Annotated in this window: 20 protein-coding genes; 10 read left to right on the forward strand and 10 right to left on the reverse strand. The window is 38.2% G+C overall.

From position 1 onward, the window contains the following. Window positions 1–8 precede the first annotated feature (8 nt). The 3 genes from V6W77_RS01395 (at window position 9) to V6W77_RS01405 (ending at window position 4,300) form a co-directional block, all read left to right on the forward strand. Complete coding sequence (locus tag V6W77_RS01395) at window positions 9–1,070, forward strand: 3-deoxy-7-phosphoheptulonate synthase (RefSeq protein ID WP_334253560.1); 1,062 nt, start codon at window positions 9–11, stop codon at window positions 1,068–1,070. Between the two features lie 55 nt (window positions 1,071–1,125). Continuing rightward, window positions 1,126–2,247, forward strand: a complete 1,122-nt coding sequence (gene tyrA / locus V6W77_RS01400) for a bifunctional chorismate mutase/prephenate dehydrogenase (protein WP_334253561.1) — start codon at window positions 1,126–1,128, stop codon at window positions 2,245–2,247. 199 nt (window positions 2,248–2,446) lie between these two features. Further along, window positions 2,447–4,300, forward strand: coding sequence for a hypothetical protein (locus tag V6W77_RS01405; protein ID WP_334253562.1), 1,854 nt, complete (start codon window positions 2,447–2,449; stop codon window positions 4,298–4,300). Between the two features lie 26 nt (window positions 4,301–4,326). On the opposite strand, the gene V6W77_RS01410 is transcribed toward V6W77_RS01405, so the two are convergent. The 4 genes from V6W77_RS01410 to recF all read right to left on the reverse strand — a co-directional run bounded on the left by V6W77_RS01410 (window position 4,327) and on the right by recF (window position 8,213). Then, entirely contained in the window at window positions 4,327–4,869 is a 543-nt protein-coding gene (locus tag V6W77_RS01410; RefSeq protein WP_334253563.1) for a hypothetical protein, read from the reverse strand. Between the two features lie 74 nt (window positions 4,870–4,943). Further along, window positions 4,944–5,807, reverse strand: coding sequence for a hypothetical protein (locus V6W77_RS01415; RefSeq protein WP_334253564.1), 864 nt, complete (start codon window positions 5,805–5,807; stop codon window positions 4,944–4,946). A 211-nt stretch (window positions 5,808–6,018) separates the two neighbouring features. Further along, on the reverse strand, window positions 6,019–7,029 hold the full coding sequence (locus V6W77_RS01420) for an IS1595 family transposase (protein WP_334253565.1): 1,011 nt from the start codon (window positions 7,027–7,029) through the stop codon (window positions 6,019–6,021). 89 nt (window positions 7,030–7,118) lie between these two features. After that, window positions 7,119–8,213, reverse strand: a complete 1,095-nt coding sequence (gene recF / locus V6W77_RS01425) for a DNA replication/repair protein RecF (RefSeq protein ID WP_334253566.1) — start codon at window positions 8,211–8,213, stop codon at window positions 7,119–7,121. Window positions 8,214–8,354: 141 nt separating this feature from the next. On the opposite strand from recF, the gene V6W77_RS01430 reads away from it, so the two are divergent. The 3 genes from V6W77_RS01430 (at window position 8,355) to grxD (ending at window position 9,718) form a co-directional block, all read left to right on the forward strand. Beyond that, the gene (locus tag V6W77_RS01430; protein WP_025236489.1) at window positions 8,355–8,693 is read left to right on the forward strand and encodes a YbaB/EbfC family nucleoid-associated protein; all 339 of its coding nucleotides are present in this window, start codon (window positions 8,355–8,357) and stop codon (window positions 8,691–8,693) included. A gap of 6 nt (window positions 8,694–8,699) precedes the next feature. Continuing rightward, window positions 8,700–9,305 (forward strand): recombination mediator RecR, encoded by a 606-nt coding sequence (gene recR / locus V6W77_RS01435; RefSeq protein ID WP_025236488.1) that lies wholly within the window; start codon window positions 8,700–8,702, stop codon window positions 9,303–9,305. A gap of 80 nt (window positions 9,306–9,385) precedes the next feature. Next, a complete protein-coding gene (gene grxD, locus V6W77_RS01440; RefSeq protein ID WP_025236487.1) occupies window positions 9,386–9,718 on the forward strand; it encodes a Grx4 family monothiol glutaredoxin in 333 nt (110 codons plus the stop codon). Window positions 9,719–9,953: 235 nt separating this feature from the next. On the opposite strand, the gene glyA is transcribed toward grxD, so the two are convergent. The 5 genes from glyA to V6W77_RS01465 all read right to left on the reverse strand — a co-directional run bounded on the left by glyA (window position 9,954) and on the right by V6W77_RS01465 (window position 15,547). Next, window positions 9,954–11,216, reverse strand: coding sequence for a serine hydroxymethyltransferase (glyA, locus tag V6W77_RS01445; protein ID WP_334253567.1), 1,263 nt, complete (start codon window positions 11,214–11,216; stop codon window positions 9,954–9,956). Between the two features lie 192 nt (window positions 11,217–11,408). Next, window positions 11,409–12,440 (reverse strand): methionine synthase, encoded by a 1,032-nt coding sequence (locus V6W77_RS01450; RefSeq protein ID WP_334235863.1) that lies wholly within the window; start codon window positions 12,438–12,440, stop codon window positions 11,409–11,411. Between the two features lie 12 nt (window positions 12,441–12,452). Further along, window positions 12,453–13,430 (reverse strand): DUF1852 domain-containing protein, encoded by a 978-nt coding sequence (locus tag V6W77_RS01455; protein WP_283386250.1) that lies wholly within the window; start codon window positions 13,428–13,430, stop codon window positions 12,453–12,455. Window positions 13,431–13,617: 187 nt separating this feature from the next. Further along, entirely contained in the window at window positions 13,618–14,502 is an 885-nt protein-coding gene (locus tag V6W77_RS01460) for an NAD(+) kinase (protein WP_025236483.1), read from the reverse strand. Between the two features lie 19 nt (window positions 14,503–14,521). After that, window positions 14,522–15,547, reverse strand: coding sequence for a TrmH family RNA methyltransferase (locus V6W77_RS01465; protein WP_334228882.1), 1,026 nt, complete (start codon window positions 15,545–15,547; stop codon window positions 14,522–14,524). A gap of 179 nt (window positions 15,548–15,726) precedes the next feature. Here V6W77_RS01465 and suhB point away from each other — a divergent pair, with 179 nt between their 5' ends. From suhB to V6W77_RS01485, 4 genes are all read left to right on the forward strand, one after another. Next, window positions 15,727–16,539: an inositol-1-monophosphatase gene (suhB, locus tag V6W77_RS01470; protein WP_283386248.1), complete on the forward strand. Its 813-nt coding sequence runs from the start codon at window positions 15,727–15,729 to the stop codon at window positions 16,537–16,539. Between the two features lie 54 nt (window positions 16,540–16,593). Continuing rightward, window positions 16,594–18,447: a 1-deoxy-D-xylulose-5-phosphate synthase gene (gene dxs, locus V6W77_RS01475; RefSeq protein WP_334253608.1), complete on the forward strand. Its 1,854-nt coding sequence runs from the start codon at window positions 16,594–16,596 to the stop codon at window positions 18,445–18,447. Between the two features lie 183 nt (window positions 18,448–18,630). Further along, window positions 18,631–20,217: a carbon starvation CstA family protein gene (locus V6W77_RS01480; protein WP_334253568.1), complete on the forward strand. Its 1,587-nt coding sequence runs from the start codon at window positions 18,631–18,633 to the stop codon at window positions 20,215–20,217. Window positions 20,218–20,283: 66 nt separating this feature from the next. Beyond that, window positions 20,284–21,078: a TatD family hydrolase gene (locus V6W77_RS01485; RefSeq protein ID WP_334253569.1), complete on the forward strand. Its 795-nt coding sequence runs from the start codon at window positions 20,284–20,286 to the stop codon at window positions 21,076–21,078. Here V6W77_RS01485 and V6W77_RS01490 read toward each other — a convergent pair. Continuing rightward, on the reverse strand, window positions 21,069–21,824 hold the full coding sequence (locus V6W77_RS01490; protein ID WP_334253570.1) for a BPL-N domain-containing protein: 756 nt from the start codon (window positions 21,822–21,824) through the stop codon (window positions 21,069–21,071). The two genes, V6W77_RS01485 and V6W77_RS01490, sit on opposite strands and share 10 nt — an antisense overlap. Window positions 21,825–21,891: the final 67 nt, after the last annotated feature.

The raw sequence follows: 21,891 nt of genomic DNA on the forward strand, positions 1-21,891 counted from the left end.
AAATAAAAATGAACACTGTATTTAATCAAGATAGCGTGCATAATGTGAATATTCAAGATGAAAAAGTTTTACTTACCCCACAAGAACTAAAACAAGAGTTCCCATTGCCTGAACACTTACGCGAGCAAATTGAACGTTCACGCAAAGAGATCTCGGATATTATCCACAAACGTGATAAACGCCAATTAATTGTGATCGGACCTTGTTCTATTCACGATCCAATCGCCGCCATTGAATATGGCAAAAAACTTAAGGCACTTTCAGACCAAGTAAGCGATAAGCTCTACATCGTAATGCGTGTTTATTTTGAAAAACCTCGCACAACAGTAGGTTGGAAAGGCTTAATTAACGACCCTAAAATAGACGGCTCTTTTGATGTTGAAACAGGGCTGCGTATTGGGCGTAAACTCTGCCTTGATTTAGCAGAACTCGGTTTACCGCTTGCAACAGAAGCTTTAGATCCTATGACACCGCAATATTTAGCGGATTTATTCAGCTGGTCTGCAATTGGTGCAAGAACCACAGAATCCCAAACTCACCGTGAATTAGCCTCAGGTTTATCAATGGCGGTTGGCTTTAAAAACGGTACAGACGGTGGTTTAGCCGTTGCTCTCAATGCAATGCAATCTTCTGCTCAAAGTCATCGTTTTATCGGCATCAACCAAAAAGGGCAGGTAACTCTACTCAAAACTAAAGGTAATGCCGATGGACACATTATTTTACGTGGCGGCAAAACGCCAAATTATGAAAAGCAATACGTTGATGATTGTGAGTGGGTGCTAAAACAAGCAAACTTACCTACGGCGATTATGATCGATTGTAGTCACGGTAATTCAAATAAAGACTACCGCCGCCAACCGATTGTGGCAGAAAATGTATTGGAGCAACTACTTGCAGGCAATACCTCGATTATCGGTTTAATGATTGAAAGTAATTTGCACGCAGGTAATCAATCATCAGAATTGCCGTTTAGTGAGATGAAATACGGTGTTTCCATTACCGATGCTTGCATTGACTGGCAAACTACAGAAGATCTCTTAACGAATTTTGCAACAAAATTGCGTGATTAATCATTTGCAAAAAATGAGATAAAAACGACCGCTTGTTTTTATATTGGTAAGAATTATGAACCCATTAGCTCCGTTACGTGAACAAATTGACCAAGTTGATCAACAACTTATAGCATTACTTTCCCAACGCCTAGCCCTTGTGGCAGAAGTGGGAAAAGTAAAATCAGAACACGGCATTCCTGTGTATGCCCCTGAGCGAGAAACCGCAATGATTTCCGCCCGCCGAGAAGAGGCGGAAAAGCAAGGTGTTCCTGCCGATCTAATTGAAGATGTGCTACGCCGTGTAATGCGTGAATCTTACGCCAATGAAAACAAGCACGGTTTCAAAAGAGTGAATTCTGCTATCCAAAAAATTGTAATTGTAGGCGGTAAAGGGAAATTAGGTGGATTATTCGGCAATTATTTAACCTTATCCGGTTATAACGTTGAAGCCTTAGGACGAAATGATTGGGGCAATGCCGCAACTATTTTAGCCAACGCTGATTTAGTGATTGTTTGTGTACCAATTGCCAACACTTTAGATACCATTGAGCGTTTAAAGCCTTATTTAACCGAAAATATGATTTTAGCAGATTTAACTTCTGTTAAATATCAGCCACTGCAAAAAATGCTGGAAGTGCATAATGGAGCGGTAGTTGGCTTGCACCCAATGTTCGGACCGGATATTGCGAGTCAAGCAAAACAAGTTATTGCCTGCTGTAATGGGCGTTACCCTGAGCGTTATGAATGGTTGATTGAACAAATGAAAATTTGGGGGGCGAAAATCGAACAGATTGAAGCAGCAGAACACGACCACGCAATGACTTATATTCAAGCGTTACGCCACTTTTCAACTTTTGTATTCGGGCTACACCTTTCCCGTCAGCCTATACAATTGTCGCAATTATTGGCGTTATCTTCCCCAATTTACAGATTAGAATTAGCGATGATCGGGCGTTTATTTGCTCAAGACGGTAGCCTATACGCAGATATTATTGCTGATAAACCGGAAAATATAGACATTATTGAATCACTCAAAGAGAGCTTTGAACAAGGTTTGGATTTCTTCAAACGTAACGATAAAGCCGGCTTTATCCAAGCTTTTGATGAAGTACACCATTGGTTTGGCGACTATTCCGAACAATTCCTAAAAGAAAGCCGCATTTTGCTGCAACAGGCGAATGATTCAAGACGTTAGTTATTGAGGGTATTTTTACAAACATATTGATTGCTTCTATTTTAAAGCAGTTTGTGAGTGGGTATTTAAACGAGAAAATTTTAATTCATCAAATTCCGCCCCTCTTGACCAAATGCACAAAGCCGTTATTCCTTGCTTGAACTTGTTTTCTCTGTTTTTTATTTAAAATAAAACAAAGTGATTTTTCAAGAATAAAGCAATGAATAATATCAAAACCTACCTCAGCAACCTAACCAAAGCAGACATTGAAAACGCCACCAAAGAACAGCTTGCATTAATCATTGATTATATGGAGCAAGTGAAAGGGGGTGTGAGTTTTACCGCTTTAATTAAAGATAAAGTCGAGCAATTTAAACAGTTTGCGACAGAGGCGAACAATAAAATTATTTTAGAAGCCGCTTTGCAAGAGCAACAAGAAAAACAAGAGCTTTTGCGTGAGAGTGTGCGTTTTATGCGAAACCTTGACTATATTGAGAAAACAGTACAGGTTCAAAATACTCGTGAAGAGGATAGTCGTATTCAGCGTAATATTGAAAGACAGCAATACAATATTCAATCTCATTTAGCCGCGATGGCGGTATTACAACAGCGTTTTGATAGAGCGGAAGCGTTTTTCCAATCGCAAGAATATAAAGAAATTGAGAGAAAAATGGACGCTTTTGTTTCTCAACGTCCTGAGTTTGCGAAAATTTGGAATGAAGTTAAGCCAACAGAAGAAAAGCTTATCGCGGCTAAAGAACTCTTTGAAATGGCTAAAAATTCTAATCCCCCTTTGCCAAATGTAGAAAAACTTGCCAAAGCAGGTGTTGATTATTTAGTAAATAGCCAGCAAATTTTACAAAATAATAGTTTAAGTGAAGAACAAAAATTCAAAGAATTATTGCTTGTGCAAATTAAAAGTGCATTAGAGTTTAAATCTTATTTAAAAGAGAATGGCGATAAATTGACCCCACTTCAAGCGAATATGATTAGAGAGTTTGCTCGTAAGATAGGGAAAAGTGAGCTTTCAGAAGAAGATTTGTTGGAATTGTATAAAAATATCGAAAGTGGCAAAATAAAGATTCAAGATATAAAAAGTCAAGTTTTTTATTTTGATGCTTATATTGCCGAAGCAAATATTAATGAAACAATCCAAAAACGCAAAGAGTTGCAAGCGAAAATCGCCACCTATAAAGAAGATGAAGTCCCAGCCCATTTAAAAGGTCAGCTTAATAATTTAATTTATACTGAAATCACCGTGGGGGTAACAAATCATATTCTTGCAAAACAAAAAGATGACGAAAACCTTAAAGGGTATCAAATTAAAATCAGTAGCTTTGGCTCCGATATGGGGGTGATTTCATTAAAATCCAAAGATGGCGGACAAGTTATGTTGGATTTTACCGAAGCGATGTTGAAAGTGGGGTTGAAAAATTTAACTTCGGAAAATAAAACAGATATTAACTCAATTGACGACTTCTTAAAAGATTTCACCAATATTAATACAAAATTTACTATTGTAAATGAAGAAGAGGGAAATGAGGCAAAATTTAACGGTATCAATGAACAATATGCGAAGTTAAGAGCATTGGTGAGCTATAAATTAGAAAATAAAGACAATGCTGAGTTAATGGATATGTTGGGTAAACATATTGATGCGATGAAAAAAACATTAATTTCCGCTTATGTTAATGACCCTCATCTAAAAATGAATCGAGAAGAAGCCGAGCGTTTTATAAATCGTATGACCGAAGATGAAATTATGCGTTATTCTGCTTATGGGGCATACAATAATGTTTATAAAAAGGAAGAAGTTAATCAATTAACGCCTGCTTATTCTTTGGGGGTTATTTTACAGAAAATGAAAAATAAAGAGCCTGTTAGCGAGGAAGAAAAACAGTTCGCCCTAGATGAATTATCTAAACAAGGGAAACCGTTAGGGGAAATTAAAGAAGAATATCCTCAATTAGATAAGCTTGTCGCAAAAGAACACGAAGCGGTCGCATTAGGAAATGCAAATGAGCAAACGAAAGAGGCTCAAATTGAAAATAGAAATTTTGAAGTTGGAGTATAAAATAGAGGGGTTCCCCCTCTATTTTTTTAGTTTTCTTCATATAATTTGAGATTTTTAAGAATTTGTGTTGAAAAGTTAATTTCATTTCTTAATTGGTCAAATTCAGGTGTACCTTCGATTTTTAAAAGGTAATCCCAAAATTGGTATTTAAACGCTCGCTGAATGTTTTTAATTTTAGCACCATATTGGAAAAGCATTTCAGGGTTATAGCCGTCCAAATAAATGGTTTTACGCATTGGCTTTAAAGTTTGTAAACTCTCAATAAAGACTTTCGTCATCTTAATAATATCGCTTTCAGATTTATTCTCTTGTTTTAAGAATTTATTTAGTGCAATATCAACAAGAGTGTAAGTACGAGCTGATTTCATAACAAAATTCCATGCTGGTGTCTTAATCGCTTTTCGCTCACCATTGACGATTTCATATTTGGTTTTGCCATCGTCAGGAAATGCAGGTGCTTTCACCGTAATCTTCCCAAATTCAGGGTCGATAAACGTATCGCCAATTTTAGCGTGTGCGGTGGTGGTTGTGGCTAATGCAAGTAGTGCAATCGTAATAAGTTTTTTCATAGTAGGCTCCATTTTTAATGGGTAATCTTTATTTTAATAAAAAAGTTTTGTGCATTTAGGGAATATGGACGGTATTAACTATTTTGCTCATCAATAGTGTCAAGATAATCCTCAATCTTGTCTTTTTGCACAAAGAAATAGGCTGATAAAAATGCAAAGAATGCAGTCCCAAAAATAATTAGAAATTTTGCGAAAATTTCTAGAATCTCGTGGGAGGAATCTTCATTTTTATTATTTTTTTCATTACAAGTGTTTATACTTTCATCTTTTTCTTGTATGTTTTTGGAATTGTTACATTCACACTCTTTTTGAAGAGTGTTTGTTTTTTCATTAATATCTTTACTTTGTTGTGTTTTTGGGGTGATAACATCATTGTTTTGAGTTTGGGTTTCCTCTATCGGTTGTGTGATAATATTGCTGTCTTGAGTTTGACTTTCTTTTTCTTTGTTTTTGATATTATATTCCGTCTCTTTTATTGTATTATCAATATTGCATTGCGTTTTTATTTTTCTGATTTCATCTTTTAGCTCTTGATGTCTTTTTTGAGTGTCTGTTTCATTTATTATTTCACTGCTTGTTGTAACTAATGTATTTAAACTACAAGCAGTAGCTAAGCAGGATATTATTAGCATATTGAAAATAAAATTGCTTGATATTGACATTTTCTTTTTTATATTCTCAAAAAAGGTTGTTTTTAATCTTTTGGCAAGACAAGTTGTGAATAAAAATAGGAATGCTAGGGGAATGATAACAATAAGTAATTCTTTATATTGAGATATGTCTTTAGGAGGTGCTACAAAATAGACTATAGAAAATACTATAATAAAAGCTAAAACTACTGCTACTACTGCTAATAAGCAAATATTTATTATGTTTATTAGCTTTTCTTTTATTTTTTCATTTTCTTGTGATGGGTTTTGTTGGTTTTCTGAACTCATAATGTTTCCTTTATAATCTAAGTGAAAATTGGAGTTCTTATTCTAAATCGTTTTTTTTTCGTCAATATCCATTCAAAAAATAATCAATAATTTTAACAAAATCCAACCAATAGCCAGCACAAACACCCCTGAACGCAAGCGTTAGGGGTGGTTTTGATAGGGTTTTAGCCTACTAAGCTGCTCTGCATACCGCCTTCAGTTTGGAAGGCTGCTAGATAAGCTTAATCGGTGGGTGATTAAAACAAAGTGTAGATAAATGTATTAGTTTTTGAATAAGGCTATCTTGATTATGGTTTCTTCGATAAGCGGTTTCTAAGCTAAATAAGAAAATATATTTCTGGCTAATATGTTTGACGATATTTAAATTATGAACAAGCAAACTATTAAAATTTTCCGCAAGGTTATTACTTACCCCATTTGGGGTGCAAAATTCTTTGGCGTGATTAACTTTTTGATGGTTAAAGCCTTGCTGTTTAATAATCGAGTAAACAGGGGCGGAATCAGTATGAATTTTGCTATTTTTATCCACCTGATTTAATATTTTTAATACCGTTTCTTTATCTTCTGTTTTAGCAATATAAACAATGCTCTTTTTTACCCATTTATTCGGTTGTTTTTCATCTTTGTATTTACAGGTGGCATTAATAATCGAAAATTTGTTTTTCTGCTTATCAAGTTTGTTTTTATCTTTATTTATTGCATTGGCTTGCTGAGAATTGCATTTTCTAATGGATTTGGTTTTATATTTTCCATCAATATGCACTTCACCTTGTAATAAAATGCTTTCTTGTTCTTTTAAAAAAGTATATTGGATTTTCTTTACATTCATAAAGGCGGTTTTATAACAAATGCCAAGATCGATACTTAGTTGATAAATAGAAATAGCACATCTTCGGTTATTAAAGTATAGTAATAAATGATAAATATCAACAAAAGATAATTTTCGAGAATGGAATATCGTGCCGGAACTTAAACTAAAGGTATGTTTGCAGTATTTGCAACGCCACTGTTTGCGTGTTTTTATATAATAGGCTTGATGCTTTTTTTGACAATGGGGGCAAATTTGCTCGCTTAAACTCTCCCAACGTAAATATTGAAAGAAATTGCGAGCGGTTTCTTCATTAATATTTTTAATCGATTTTATGTTTAATTTTGAGTTTTCTTTATCTAATCCTAATAATTTGTGAGGCATTTTTAAAAATAAAATAGCGTCTTTCGACATTACAATTTATTTTAAAAATGCGATAGGGAGAAAACCAAATAGATGAGAAAAATTTTTTAAAAATATTTTTTGCAAATTTTTGCCATAAATTAACCGCTTGCAAGTGGCTGAATATCACCGTTTTTCACTTCAAACAAGCGATCATCCGCCCTATCTTGCCACTGCATTTGATTAAGTTGATCTTGGGTAATTGCCGTAACAAACACTTGCGAGCCGTTTTCTCTTAAACGGTGGGCTAAAAGTTCACGTTTGGTTGGGTCAAGCTCTGAGGCGAAATCGTCAATCAAAAACAGGCATTGGCGTTGTTTTTGGGCGACTAAATGTTCCCCTTGTGCTAAGCGTAACGCACACATCAGTAATTTGAGTTGCCCGCGGGAAAGCACATCTTCTACCGGCAAGCCGTTCGCTTTAAAACGGAAATCCGCTTTTTGTGCCCCAATCATTGTGTAACCAATCGCTTTATCACGCTCAAAGCCTTGTACCAGAATTTCGGCATAATCCGCTCCCTTTTCCCAACCTTGATGAAAACTTAAGCCGATTTCTAATTCCGGCAAGAAAAATTGACAGGTTTTCTCAATTTCAGGGCGGAGAGCTTCGGCATATTCCGCTCGCATTTGGCTTACTGCATAGGTGGTTTTCACCAGTTCAATATCCCACGCTTTTAGCTCTTGGTAAGAACGCACTTGTTGCAAGGCAGAATTTCGCTGTTTTAATAAACGGCGTAGGTTAGTCCAATGGGTGTAGAAATCAGAATGTTGGTGGAACAAGCCCCAATCCAAAAAGGCTCGGCGATAGCTCGGACCGCCGTTTAGCAGTGTTAAGCCCTCAGGCGTAATCACTTGCATTGGGAGTAACTGAGCGAGATCAGCAATTTTATTGCCATCTTCGCCGTTGATTTTCAGAGTAGTGTCGCCACTTCGAGATTTCTGAATGCCAACCGACCACGAATGTTGGGCTTCGTCAATTTTGCCGTGTAAGACAAAATCATCACTATCATAATTGATGATGCGGTTGCTGATATGGCTTTTAAAGGAACGCCCGTGCCCGAGATAAAAAATGGCTTCCAACAGGCTGGTTTTACCGCTGCCGTTTGAGCCGACTAAAAAGTTAAAATGGGGGCTAAATGTTAAATCGGCACTTTGGATATTGCGGAAATGATTAATCAGTAAACGGGTTAAAGCCATAAAGTGAGAATACAAGCGGTTAAAAATGAGTGGTATTTTACCAAATTTGCAAAATTTTGGGAAAAATTAACCGCTTGCAGATTAGACAAGCGTTCAGTAAAATGAACCGCTTATTTTATCGCTAAATTTAGAGGAAAAATTATGTTTGGAAAAGGCGGTTTAGGTGGCTTAGGCGGCTTAATGAAACAGGCTCAGCAAATGCAAGAGCGTATGCAAAAAATGCAAGAAGAGATCGCACAATTAGAAGTAACAGGCGAATCTGGAGCAGGTTTGGTGAAAATAACCATTAACGGGGCACACAACTGCCGCCGTATTGAGATCGACCCATCATTAATGGAAGATGATAAAGAGATGGTGGAAGACTTAGTTGCAGCAGCGTTTAACGATGCCGTTCGCCGTGCAGAAGAAATGCAAAAAGAAAAAATGGCGAGTGTAACAGCAGGTATGCAATTACCACCGGGTATGAAATTCCCATTCTAATTGAGTATGCAAACCAGTCCTTTACTTGAAAATTTAATGGAAGCCTTACGAGCGTTGCCAGGCGTTGGTCCAAAATCGGCACAGCGAATGGCATATCATCTGCTGCAACGTAATCGTTCGGGCGGTGTGGCATTGGCTAAGGCATTAAGCGAAGCAATGAGCCATATCGGGCATTGCCAATCTTGCCGTACCTTTACCGAAGAAGAGGAATGCACAATTTGCAAAAATCCTCGCCGTCAAATGAGCGGACAGCTTTGTGTGGTTGAAATGCCGGAAGATATTCAAGCTATTGAGCAAACCGGGCAGTTTTCGGGGCGTTATTTTGTGCTAATGGGGCATTTGTCGCCGATTGATGGTATTGGTCCACGTGAAATTGGGCTGGATTTACTCCAACAGCGTTTGGAAAATGAATCATTCCACGAAGTGATTTTAGCCACTAATCCAACCATTGAGGGCGATGCGACGGCAAACTATATCGCCGAAATGTGTAAGATGTACAACGTAAAAGCAACTAGAATTGCACACGGAGTGCCTGTTGGCGGTTCGCTTGAAATGGTAGATGGTACGACGCTTTCCCATTCATTTGCCGGGCGACGTGATATTACCTTTTAAACTATTTCGGTATAGGCTTAATTCTGATATAATTACTCAACTATTTTAATTTTAAAATTCTATTTTATTGAGGTTAAAAAATGGAAACTATCGACAAAATCAAACAACAAATTAGCGAAAATCCAATTCTACTTTATATGAAAGGTTCACCAAAATTCCCATCTTGCGGTTTCTCAGCTCGTGCGGTGGAAGCAGTCATCAACTGCCAAGTGCCATTCGGTTATGTGGATATTTTAGCTAATCCAGACATTCGTGCTGAATTACCAAAATTCGCAAACTGGCCAACTTTCCCACAATTATGGGTAGAAGGCGAGTTAATCGGCGGTTGTGATATCGTGTTAGAAATGTTCCAAAAAGGTGAATTACAAGAATTGTTAAAAGCAACGGCAGAAAAGCACGCAGCAAATTCTTAAAGTCAATCGTTAAGGCTCTTAATTTAATCAGTTCCCAATAATGGTTAGATTGGTTTAATTCAAGGACTAAGCCCGATATTCTAAGGGCTTAGTCCTTTTAATTTCATTTGAATACGAACAAATAATATTTGTGAATATGTTGAAGATAAAATCTGCACCTTAATCAGTTGGTTGTTTAGTCCAACTTTTGAGGTGCAGATCATAATTTGCTTTTTTAAATATAAATTACAGCATACTAAGCATAAACAGGTAAACGTTTGCAGATCTCTAATACTTTCGCTTTCGTCTCTGCAATCACTTGCTCGTGGTTGTCTTTACCGATACTTTCTAACACATCACACATCCAGCCGGCTAATGTTGCTACATCATCTTCTTTAAAACCACGACGGGTAACAGATGGTGTTCCCACACGGATACCTGATGTTACAAATGGTTTTTGTGGATCGTTTGGTACTGAGTTTTTATTTACCGTGATGTTTGCTGCACCCAAAGCCGCATCTGCTGCTTTACCCGTTAAGCCTTGTTTTACAAAACTTACTAGGAATAAGTGGTTTTCCGTTCCGTTAGAAACTACCTCAAAGCCACGTTGTTTAAATACTTCCACCATTGCTTTTGCATTTTTTACTACTTGTTGTTGGTAGGCTTTAAATTCAGGCTCTAATGCTTCTTTAAAACAAACCGCTTTTGCTGCAATAACGTGCATTAACGGACCACCTTGACCTGCCGGGAATACCGCAGATTGTAGTTTTTTATAGATTTCTTCATCGCCACAAGCAGATAAAATTAAACCACCACGAGGACCGGCTAATGTTTTATGTGTTGTGGTTGTAACAACGTGTGCGTGTGGAAGTGGATTTGGGTAAACTCCAGCTGCGATTAAACCTGCAACGTGTGCCATATCCACAAATAAGTAAGCTCCTACTTCATCAGCAATTTCACGCATTTTAGCCCAATCAATCACTTGAGAATAAGCGGAAAAACCAGCCACAATCATTTTTGGCTTGACTTCTTGAGCTTGCTTACGCAATGCATCGTAATCAATTAAGCCTTCTGCGGTAATACCATATTGCTCCGCTTTATAGATTTTGCCGGAAAAACTAACTGAAGCACCGTGTGTTAAGTGTCCGCCGTGAGCCAAACTCATACCTAAAATGGTATCGCCCGGATTTAACAACGCCATATACACCGCAGCATTTGCTTGTGAGCCAGAGTGTGGTTGAACGTTAGCATAATCGGCACCAAATAATTCTTTAGCACGATCAATCGCTAATTGCTCAATAATATCTACATATTCACAGCCGCCATAGTAGCGTTTATTAGGGTAGCCCTCTGCATATTTATTGGTTAATTGTGAACCTTGAGCTTGCATTACACGTGGGCTTGCGTAGTTTTCTGAGGCAATTAACTCAATATGCTCTTCTTGGCGACGATCTTCATCTTGGATAGCCTGCCATAAAACAGCATCATAATCTGCGATATTCATATCACGTTTTAACATTGTTGGACTCCTATAAAGCTTAAGTAAACGTTTGCGTAAGTTGATTTGCCGATATTTTACGTATTTTTTAATCTAATAGATAGTATTAATTTAAATAATCATACTCCTATAAAAGCAGAAAGCAACAAGCGGTCATATTTTGTAAATTTTTTACCAAAAATGACCGCTTGTAAGATAGTAAGTTTTGCTTTTCTAACCCGCCAATTCTGCTCTAATTATCGCCGCACCTTGACTAAGTGCATTGAGTTTGCCACGAGCAACTTCACGAGAAAGTGGTGCCATACCACAGTTAGTGCAAGGGTAGAGCTTATCGGCATCGACAAATTGCAATGCTTTACGCAATGTATCTGCTACTTGCTCAGGTGTTTCAATGGTATTGGTTGCGACATCAATGGCTCCCACCATTACCTTTTTACCACGAATAAGTTCAATTAAATCCATTGGTACTTTGGAATTCTGGCATTCAAGAGAGACAATATCAATTTTAGATTGTTGTAATTTCGGGAAGCTCTCTTCGTATTGTCGCCATTCTGAACCGAGCGTTTGTTTCCAATCCGTATTTGCTTTAATGCCGTAGCCGTAGCAGATATGCACCGCAGTTTCGCATTTTAAGCCTTCGATAGCTCGTTCAAGAGCAGCAACCCCCCAATCGTTTAATTCGTCAAAGAATACGTTAAACGCAGGTTCATCAAACTGAATAATATCTACGCCTACCGCTTCTAACTCTTTTGCTTCTTCATTTAAAATTTTGGCAAATTCCCACGCTAGCTTTTCACGGCTTTTGTAGTGAGCATCGTATAAGGTGTCTATCATCGTCATTGGACCCGGCAATGCCCATTTAATGGGTTTGTCAGTATGGGCTCGAAGGAATTTTGCATCTTCAACAAATATGGATTTAGGGCGAGAAACTGCTCCTACCACGGTTGGCACGCTGGCATCGTAACGGTTACGAATGCGGACGGTTTCACGCTTGTTAAAATCTACGCCGTCTAAATGTTCAATGAAGGTTGTTACAAAATGCTGGCGAGTCTGTTCACCATCACTCACAATATCAATGCCAGCTGCTGTTTGCTCAGCAAGTGAAACTAAAAGGGCATCTCTTTTTGCTTGTAGTAATTCACTGCCACTGAATTTCCATTCAGACCAAAGTTTTTCAGGCTCAGCAAGCCAAGCCGGTTTGGGTAAACTGCCAGCGGTAGAAGTTGGGAGAAGGATTTTGCTCATCTTTTTTTATTCCTATTTTTCACTTAACCAAGCATCTAAAATAGCTTGATATGGCTTAATAAAATGTTCTTCGGTGTATTTGCCTTGTTTGATCGCAAGCTGAGTACGCTCTTCACGGTCATATTCCACTTGGGTAGTAGAGTAATCGCCATAAGTCAAACTGGCTTTGTAAACCTGTCCTGCTACAGAGTTTGCGTTATACACTTCCGGGCGATAGATTCTTTGGAAAGCTTCCATTGTTGCAATAGTACTGATAAGCTCCAAGTTACTATAATCGTTCAGTAGATCCGTGTTTTCATCAAAATAGAACGCATAAGGTGCAACCGATTTTGGTGGCATAAAGTAACGTACTTTTAAGCCCATTTTGGCAAAGTATTCATCGGTTAATGAATAGTCATTTTGCACATATTCTACCCCTAAAATTGGATGAACATTAGTGGTTTTGTGATAAGTGCGAGTGGTTGCCACACTTAAACAAATCACAGGTGATTTTGGGAATTTTGCTTGATATTCAGGCGAGTTTACCAAGTGTTTATAGAGCTTGCCGTGTAAATCGCCATAGCCTTCCGGTACGCTGAAACTTGGTTTATCTTTGTTGTAATCAAGTAATAGAACGCTAAAGTCATAATCACGCACATAAGATGAAAAGCTGTTACCTACAATACCATCAATGGTCTTACCTGTTTTGTGATCGATTACATAGGTTTTAAGCCATTCAAGAGCAGGGAAAAATTCACCTTTACCTTCTACGTCAATATCTACGGACACAATGTCTAATTTCACAGAATAACGATCCGCATTTGGGTTATCCCAATTCGCTAAATCATTAAAACGGTTATTGATCATCGTAATCGTATTTTGCAAATTTTGCTTACGGTTTTCGCCGCGTGCAAGATTGGCAAAATTGGTGGTTAAGCGAGTGCTATTGGCTGGTTCATAGTTTTCATCAAATTCAATGGTGTGAACTTGGCATTTGAAATCTGTAGTCATCTTAACGTCTCCTTTGAGTTCTTATTGTTGTTGAGATGACTTATTGAACCATAAATTTTTGTTGAATAAAAATGATATGTTTTGAAGTTGAATATGAATAACTTTCATATTCAACCTGCAAAATGTCAGAAAAAAATGACCGCTTGTAAAAAAGGAGTATCTATAATGGGCAGGGATATTTTACACTTTAAAATAACTTACTCGCCCAGCCTAATTTTGAACCTAGCACAGTAAAGTAGTTGTAATCTTTTAAATGCAGTAGTTGTAATTTATCAGGGCTTTTTCTAACTAATACACGATCTTCAGGGCTAAAGCTCATCTTTTCCTGCCCATCACAAATCACTTCTAAATCAGGGGTATTATATTTTGCAAAGCGGAGTGAAATTTGGCTGTCGCCATCAATGACTAATGGGCGTGATGAAAGCGTGTGTGGGTGCATTGGCACAAGTGCGATAGCATTCATATTCGGGGTGAGAATTGGACCGCCGGCAGAAAGTGAGTAAGCAGTTGAGCCTGTTGGGGTTGCCACAATTAAGCCATCTGCTCGTTGCGAAAAGGCAAATTTGCCGTCAATATAAACTTCAAATTCAATAATTCGAGCGACTTGTGTTGGGTGAACCACAATTTCATTTAAGGCATTATTTAATGAAATGATTTTGCCGTTACGTTCAATATAGGCTTCAAGCAAGAAACGCTCTTCAATGACATATTCATTTTTCACTAAGCAGCTATAAAGCTGCTCAAAAGCCGTTTGAGGGGCAATATCGGTTAAAAAACCTAAATTACCACGATTAATGCCGATAAGCGGTACACGATATTTGGCTAAAGCACGAGCAATGCCTAGCATATTGCCATCACCACCAATCACAATTACAAGTTCGGCACGTTGCCCGATTTCATCTAGGCAATAACTTTCGGCAAGCTGTAACTGGGTAGCGACCTCTTTTTCCACTAAAATGGTGTAATCTCGATCTTTTAACCAGTTATACACTGCGAGATGTGTTTCAAAGGCACTATCGTGGCGAGGCGTGCCAACGATTGCAATAACTTCAAACGGTTTTTGTGGGTTCATTTTCTATTCCTATAAACGACTAGAGAATATGGGTTTGATACCATTGGTTAAGCAGAATACCTGTATTAACTGCCACATTTAAACCACTATTTAACGGATTGTTAAATGAAAGCTGTACAGTAGTATCTTCCATATAAGCAATCTCGCTTGCCGGAATTTCACTTAATACAAAGACCACTTTCTCTGCCAATTTCGTTTTAGTTAAAGATGGAGCTTGCTTATGGCGGGTTAGATGTACAATTTGGTAGCCGGCTTGGCGTAACTGCACTAACGCAATTTGCTTATTCTTCGTTTCTAAAGCACGCACAAACTCTAATCCACCTTCCGCTACACGAGCTGCCGCACTTGAATTTAAGCTATCTACATTTTCCGTGATGATCCCTTTCACCCCATAAAATGCACAGGTACGGATAATACCGCCAACATTTTGTGCATTATTCACGCCATCTAGCAATACTAAACAATCTTGCTTTTTCGGGACTTGTAAGTAGCCCTCTAACACGAATGATGACGATTTTTTCACTAATAAGCACATCTCGCCGTGATGTTCAGTACCGGTTACACGTTCCATTTCTTCACGATCGATAACGTGATATGCCTTTTTATTTTCGGCTAAATAGCTCATTACATCGCCTAATTTCTTCGCACCTTCAACCGTTGCCCATAAACGCACAATAGATTCAGGACGTTGTTGGAATAATGTGATACACGCATTTTCGCCATACACTTTCATTTCCTCTAAGCGGTTTTTCTTAATTTTTTCCGGTGCTCGAGGCGAAAGCGGACCTGTTTTTTTCTCTTTTGATGAGTTACCGCCTTTTACCCAAATTTGCACGCTGCCTTCGCCGCTGGCTTTTCTGCCCTCGGTTGGGTAAATTGGTTCAGAGCGTTCACGTTGAAAATTAGCTTTGCGGTTATCATTTCGCTCATTTTTGCGTTCAAAGCTTCGCTCTTTGCCTTTTTCTGAAAAGCGGGAAGAACGATCACTCGTTCTCTTTTCATCTCTAGTTTTAAAGCGAGGCTCATTATTTTCTTTAAATTTCATTTTTCATACCTAAGTTGTGGCTAAAATTAAGCTTATTATAACGAATACAATTTACAAGCGGTTAGAAAAAGCCATTTTTTTGCAAAAAATTTCACAGATTAGACCGCTTGTTGTTTCTTTATCGGGCTACTTTCTTTATAATCGGTGCTTTCTTATGTTCTTTAAAATCTGGTGGAAATATGAACCCAATGTTAAACATTGCTATTCGTGCTGCACGAAAAGCAGGCAATATTATTGCCAAAGGCTATGAGCAATCGCCTCAAGATACTCAAGTTTCTCAAAAAAATACAAATGATTATGTAACCGATATTGATAAAGCGGCTGAAGCAGCAATTATTGATGTGATCCGTAAATCTTACCCTGATCATTCTATCGTAACGGAAGAGTCAGGCGTATTAAACGGTAGCAATGAAAATGTGCAATGGGTAATTGATCCATTAGATGGCACAACTAATTTCGTAAAACGCTTACCGCATTTCTCTGTTTCTATTGCCATTCGTGAGAATGGTCGTACAACAGTAGGAGTGGTTTACGATCCTATCCGTAATGAGCTTTTCACTGCAGTGCGTGGTGAAGGAGCAAAATTAAATGAGTTCCGCTTACGCATTGATGCAGAACGCCGTGATTTAAAAGGCACTGTATTAGCAACAGGTTTCCCTTTTAAAGTGTTAAGACATCGTGAAGCACACTTAAATATGCTTGAAGCATTAATGAATAATGGTGTGGCTGATTTTCGTCGTACAGGTTCGGCAGCATTAGATTTAGCTTATGTTGCAGCCGGTCGTGTGGACGGTTTCTTTGAAATCGGCTTAAAACCGTGGGATTGTGCGGCAGGCGAATTAATCGCTCGTGAAGCAGGGGCGATTGTAACTAACTTTGTCGGCGGAACAGATTACTTAAAATCGGGCAACTTAGTGGTTGGTAATGGTCGTGTCGTAAAAGAAATTTTAAACAGTATTCAGCCAACTTTAACTGAAGAATTAAAAGCTTAATTTTATAACAATATCATTTGCTCATTTTGCGAATAAATTGTGGGAATAAATATGATGGAAAAGAAGTATCCTCTGTTAAATGAAATCAACTCTCCTGAAGACTTGCGTTTGCTTCCGACAGACAAACTGCAAGAGGTGGTTGATGAATTGCGAGCCTATTTACTGGAGTCTGTGAGCCGAACAAGTGGTCATTTAGCCTCCGGTTTAGGTGTGGTGGAGCTTACGGTTGCATTGCATTATGTTTATCAAACCCCATTTGATCAACTGATTTGGGACGTAGGACATCAGGCTTACCCACATAAAATCTTAACAGGTCGCCGTGAGCAAATGCACACCATTCGCCAAAAAGATGGCATTCATCCCTTTCCTTGGCGTGAAGAAAGCCCTTATGATGTATTAAGTGTTGGGCATTCTTCTACTTCCATTAGTGCCGGCTTAGGTATTGCGGTTGCAGCTGAAAAAGAAGATGCCGGACGTAAAACCGTTTGTGTGATTGGTGATGGAGCAATTACCGCAGGTATGGCGTTTGAAGCGTTAAATCACGCAGGTGCATTGCATACTGATATGCTGGTGATTTTAAACGATAACGAAATGTCGATTTCAGAAAATGTGGGGGCATTAAATAATCATCTTGCCCGCATCTTCTCTGGCTCGCTTTACACTTCTGTGCGTGATGGAAGCAAAAAAATTCTTGATAAAGTGCCGACCATCAAAAACTTTATGAAGAAAAGTGAAGAGCATATGAAAGGCGTTATTTTTTCGCCAGAAAGTACTCTATTTGAAGAATTAGGCTTTAATTACATTGGTCCGATTGATGGTCATAATATTGATGAATTGGTGAAAACTTTAAGCAATATGCGTGAGTTGAAAGGACCGCAATTTTTACACGTTCGCACTAAGAAAGGGAAAGGTTATAGTCCTGCGGAAAATGATCCTATCGGCTATCACGGTGTACCTAAATTTGATCTAACAATTAATGAGTTGCCTAAATCAAAAGCTCCGCCAACCTATTCCAATATTTTTGGTGATTGGCTATGTGAGATGGCAGAGCGTGATTCGAAAATTATCGGCATTACTCCAGCAATGCGTGAAGGTTCAGGGATGGTGGAGTTTTCCAAACGTTTTCCGGAACAGTATTTTGATGTGGCAATTGCCGAACAACACGCTGTTACCTTTGGTGCAGGCTTAGCAATTGCAGGTTATAAACCTGTTGTTGCTATTTATTCGAGTTTCTTACAACGAGCTTACGATCAGCTTATTCACGATGTGGCAATTCAAAACTTGCCTGTCATTTTTGCCATTGACCGAGCCGGAATTGTGGGAGCAGATGGTCAAACCCATCAAGGTGCATTTGATTTAAGCTTTATGCGTTGTATTCCAAATATGACAATTATGGCACCAAGCGATGAAAATGAAATGCGTCAAATGCTTTATACCGCTTATACAATGAATACGCCAACCGCTATTCGTTACCCTAGAGGGAATGCAAAAGGTGTAGCGTTGCAACCAATGCAAGCATTAGAAGTGGGTAAAGCGAAGGTAATCCGTGAAGGCAAAAAAGTCGCAATTTTAAACTTCGGGGCATTATTAGATGAAGCAAAAATTGTGGCAGAAAAACACGATTATACGCTTGTTGATATGCGTTTTGTTAAGCCGCTTGATGAAGATTTACTCCAAAAAATGGCGGATTCACACGAACTTTTCGTTACCCTTGAAGAAAATGCTATTCAAGGCGGAGCAGGGAGTTTTGTAAATGAATATTTGCAAAATATCGGCAAAATTAAACCGCTTATAATGCTTGGTATTCCTGATTTCTTCGTGCCTCAATCTACTCAACCTGAAGCTTATGCCGAACTTGAGTTAGATGCGAAGGGAATTGAAGCAAAAATTCAAAAATTCTATTCTTAATCATATAAAAAATCCCCTTTAGGCAGGGGATTTTTGACATAGTTCACATTTCTGGCAAAATATTTCACATAAATCTCACAATTTATTTTACTTTACTCATACTCCTACTTACAATGACACGACTTTTTAGTATTTATACTAAAAATCTTTCTTCATTCATTTATAGATTATAGGATTTCTATTATGTTGTGGTTCTTTTTCTGCGTAGCCATACTTATTCTTGGCTATTTTACCTATGGAAAAATCATCGAAAAAATCTTCGTGATTAATCCAAATAAATTAACACCGGCTAACTCAATGAGAGATGGTGTGGACTATATGCCAATGTCGAAAACGAAAATTTGGCTTATTCAATTATTAAATATTGCCGGCACGGGTCCTATCTTTGGTCCGATTTTAGGTGCGTTATACGGACCGGTTGCAATGTTATGGATTGTTATCGGCTGTATCTTTGCCGGTGCAGTACACGACTATTTCTGTGGTATGTTAAGTATCCGTAATGGTGGTGCAACAATGCCAAACCTTGCAGGTAAGTTTTTAGGTCGTCCGGTTAAATTATTTATTAACGTAATGGCATTAGTTCTGCTTTTATTAGTAGGTGTGGTGTTCGTTGCAAGCCCGGCTCAATTATTAGCAACCATTACAATGGATGTTGCAGGTGCAACCCAAGGTGCAATGGAATTAGGTGATGTTGAAGCGGTAAAAGAAGCTGTTGCAGCAGGCGGTATTACTGTCTGGGGAATGGATAAAGCAACCGTTATCTCAGTTTGGACACTAATTATCTTCGGTTACTATATTTTAGCTACCTTATTGCCTGTAGATAAAATCATTGGTCGTATCTATCCGTTCTTCGGTGCATTATTGCTCTTTATGTCTGTGGGTATGGTGTATGGTTTAGTGAGTGCTCATTTAAGTGCGACAGATCCAATTGACTTCTTCCGTACGGTAAATGCTGATGGTCAAGGTTTAACGTGGGAAAAATTCACTCAAAACTTCCAAGTGAAAGGTGATGTTCCAATTTGGCCATTACTATTCTTAACGATTTCTTGCGGTGCATTATCAGGCTTCCACGCAACACAAACACCATTAATGGCACGTTGTGCACAAAATGAAAGCGAAGGTCGCTTCATTTTCTACGGTGCGATGATTACTGAAGGTGTAATTGCATTAGTATGGTGTATGGTAGGTCTTGCATTCTATGAAAGCCCACAAGCATTACAAGATGCCATCGCAGCAGGTTCACCGTCTAAAGTAGTATATGATAGCTCATTACACTTCTTAGGCTTTATCGGCGGTATCTTCGCGGTATTAGGTGTGGTGGTATTACCAATTACTTCAGGTGATACCGCATTCCGTGCTGCACGTTTACAATTAGCGGAAATCTTTAACCTAGAACAACGTTCATTTGCAAAACGTTTATACATTGCAATTCCACTGTTTGTTCTTGGCTTTATTGTATCGAAATTAGACTTCAGCGTATTATGGCGTTACTTCACTTGGGCAAACCAAATGACAGCAATGGTAATGTTATGGACAGCCGCAGGTTACTTATATCGCTACAACAAATTCCACTGGGTATGTTCAATCCCGGCGTGGTTCATCACAACCGTGTGTGCAACTTATTTAGCTTATAATAAAATCGGCTTTGGTTTAGATTACCAATTATCAGTGTACATCGGTTTAGCGATTACAGTAGTATGTATCATCTGCTTCTTCACATTACTTAAGCCATATAATGTGCGTGATGAAGATGAGTTAGCTACCAGCTAAACTTGATTAAAAATGCAAAAATGGGGACAATAAGTCCCCATTTTTATTAGCTGTACAACTTTGTCTATGCGATTTTTTGATACTCACACTCATCTTGATTACCTTTCAGAAAGCCTTAATTTAAGCATTTCTACGCTGGTGGAAAATGCTCAAAAATATCAAGTGGAAAAAATATTAGTGGTTTCTGTTTTTGCAAAAAATTTTGAAAAAGTAACCGCTTGTGCTAATGAAAAGCCGAAAAATATTGTTTATGGTTTAGGTTTACATCCACTCTATATTCAACAACATCAACTTTCTGATTTAGATTTATTAGAAAATCGATTAAGTCAAAAAGTGCCACTCTGTACTGCAATTGGTGAAATAGGCTTAGAAAAAGCCGTGATCGAAGTTTCTTCTCCTGAACTATGGAAAAAACAGTGTGAGTTTTTAGAGGCACAGCTTGCCCTTGCTAAAAAATTCAATTTGCCGGTTAATCTTCATTCACGTAAAAGCCACGATCAGTTATTTGTGTTTTTAAAAAAAGCACAACTTTCTCAAACCGGCGTGATTCACGGATTTGCAGGGAGTTATGAACAAGCAAAACGTTTTGTTGATCTCGGCTATAAAATTGGCGTGGGCGGCACAATTACTTATCAACGAGCGAACAAAACCCGTGAAGCAGTCCGAAAATTACCGCTAGAAAGTTTATTGTTGGAAACTGATTCTCCTGATATGCCTGTTTTCGGTTTTCAAGGGCAGCCTAATCGACCGGAACGGCTTATTATGAGTTTTAATAGCTTATGTGAATTGCGAAATGAGCAACCCCAAATTATCGCTGAAACCATTTGGCAGAATAGTGAGAGATTATTTTCTCACACTTGATTTAATCTTCTTTTTAGGTGTTGCCAAATCTGCAAGCCATAATTTTTATCAAAATAGGCACAAATTGTTTCTTCTTTTGCTTTTATTTCACGATCTTCACAGCAATTTACAAATTTTTGCTGATAAATGACCGCTTGTAATTCAAAATGCACTCCGGAGAGCAGATAATATCCCTGCCCTAAATATCCTTCTACCATCGTGAATGATCCATCTGGATAGTAAGCCAATGGGCGGTAAACTGCTTTAGGTGTTGGCTCAAAGCAGCAACCGCCGTGATAATAAAACATCGTTTTTTCACCTTCTGCAAGTGTTATCTCGATCATCGCTTTACTCTCGACCCCTTCATCGTAGAGCTTTCCATTAGTAAACTTAGGTAGGCTACCTTTCGCAACACCATTAAATAACGAAAGTTCTCGGCTACCTTTTACAGTATAGTCAAGTCCTATAAAATCCAATTCAGCACAACCATAATAAGCTCCGGCACAGATACCGAGATAAGCTCCGCCTTGTTCAACAAAATGACGAATTTTGCGGTTGCCTTCTCCATTTAATTTTTTGCAGTAAGGCAAATCTGCACCACCGGGCATTATCAATAAACAGCCATCAGATAATTTGCCTTGAATAATTTGTTCAGCATTAATCAGGCAAGCCGGGTGCTGTAAGTATTGTTCTACCGCTAATAGCAATGACTGAACCCCAATTTCACTGCTGCCTTCATCACAATAAATATAAACTGGTTTTACCATACACAATTTACGTTTACCCTAAAAGATATATTCTTATATAATTCGTTGCGAACATTTTTACTATATT

It is taken from the genome of Mannheimia indoligenes (genome assembly GCF_036880405.1).
Lineage (GTDB): Bacteria > Pseudomonadota > Gammaproteobacteria > Enterobacterales > Pasteurellaceae > Mannheimia > Mannheimia indoligenes.

Coding starts and splice junctions, on each gene's coding strand:
- V6W77_RS01415 (WP_334253564.1), bottom strand. CDS start 5,807: ATGAGTTCAGAAAACCAACAAAACCCATCACAAGAAAATGAAAAAATA.
- V6W77_RS01410 (WP_334253563.1), bottom strand. CDS start 4,869: ATGAAAAAACTTATTACGATTGCACTACTTGCATTAGCCACAACCACC.
- V6W77_RS01430 (WP_025236489.1), top strand. CDS start 8,355: ATGTTTGGAAAAGGCGGTTTAGGTGGCTTAGGCGGCTTAATGAAACAG.
- recF (WP_334253566.1), bottom strand. CDS start 8,213: ATGGCTTTAACCCGTTTACTGATTAATCATTTCCGCAATATCCAAAGT.
- V6W77_RS01420 (WP_334253565.1), bottom strand. CDS start 7,029: ATGTCGAAAGACGCTATTTTATTTTTAAAAATGCCTCACAAATTATTA.
- V6W77_RS01465 (WP_334228882.1), bottom strand. CDS start 15,547: ATGAAATTTAAAGAAAATAATGAGCCTCGCTTTAAAACTAGAGATGAA.
- glyA (WP_334253567.1), bottom strand. CDS start 11,216: ATGTTAAAACGTGATATGAATATCGCAGATTATGATGCTGTTTTATGG.
- grxD (WP_025236487.1), top strand. CDS start 9,386: ATGGAAACTATCGACAAAATCAAACAACAAATTAGCGAAAATCCAATT.
- recR (WP_025236488.1), top strand. CDS start 8,700: ATGCAAACCAGTCCTTTACTTGAAAATTTAATGGAAGCCTTACGAGCG.
- V6W77_RS01490 (WP_334253570.1), bottom strand. CDS start 21,824: ATGGTAAAACCAGTTTATATTTATTGTGATGAAGGCAGCAGTGAAATT.
- V6W77_RS01455 (WP_283386250.1), bottom strand. CDS start 13,430: ATGACTACAGATTTCAAATGCCAAGTTCACACCATTGAATTTGATGAA.
- V6W77_RS01450 (WP_334235863.1), bottom strand. CDS start 12,440: ATGAGCAAAATCCTTCTCCCAACTTCTACCGCTGGCAGTTTACCCAAA.
- V6W77_RS01485 (WP_334253569.1), top strand. CDS start 20,284: ATGCGATTTTTTGATACTCACACTCATCTTGATTACCTTTCAGAAAGC.
- dxs (WP_334253608.1), top strand. CDS start 16,594: ATGGAAAAGAAGTATCCTCTGTTAAATGAAATCAACTCTCCTGAAGAC.
- V6W77_RS01480 (WP_334253568.1), top strand. CDS start 18,631: ATGTTGTGGTTCTTTTTCTGCGTAGCCATACTTATTCTTGGCTATTTT.
- V6W77_RS01395 (WP_334253560.1), top strand. CDS start 9: ATGAACACTGTATTTAATCAAGATAGCGTGCATAATGTGAATATTCAA.
- suhB (WP_283386248.1), top strand. CDS start 15,727: ATGAACCCAATGTTAAACATTGCTATTCGTGCTGCACGAAAAGCAGGC.
- tyrA (WP_334253561.1), top strand. CDS start 1,126: ATGAACCCATTAGCTCCGTTACGTGAACAAATTGACCAAGTTGATCAA.
- V6W77_RS01460 (WP_025236483.1), bottom strand. CDS start 14,502: ATGAACCCACAAAAACCGTTTGAAGTTATTGCAATCGTTGGCACGCCT.
- V6W77_RS01405 (WP_334253562.1), top strand. CDS start 2,447: ATGAATAATATCAAAACCTACCTCAGCAACCTAACCAAAGCAGACATT.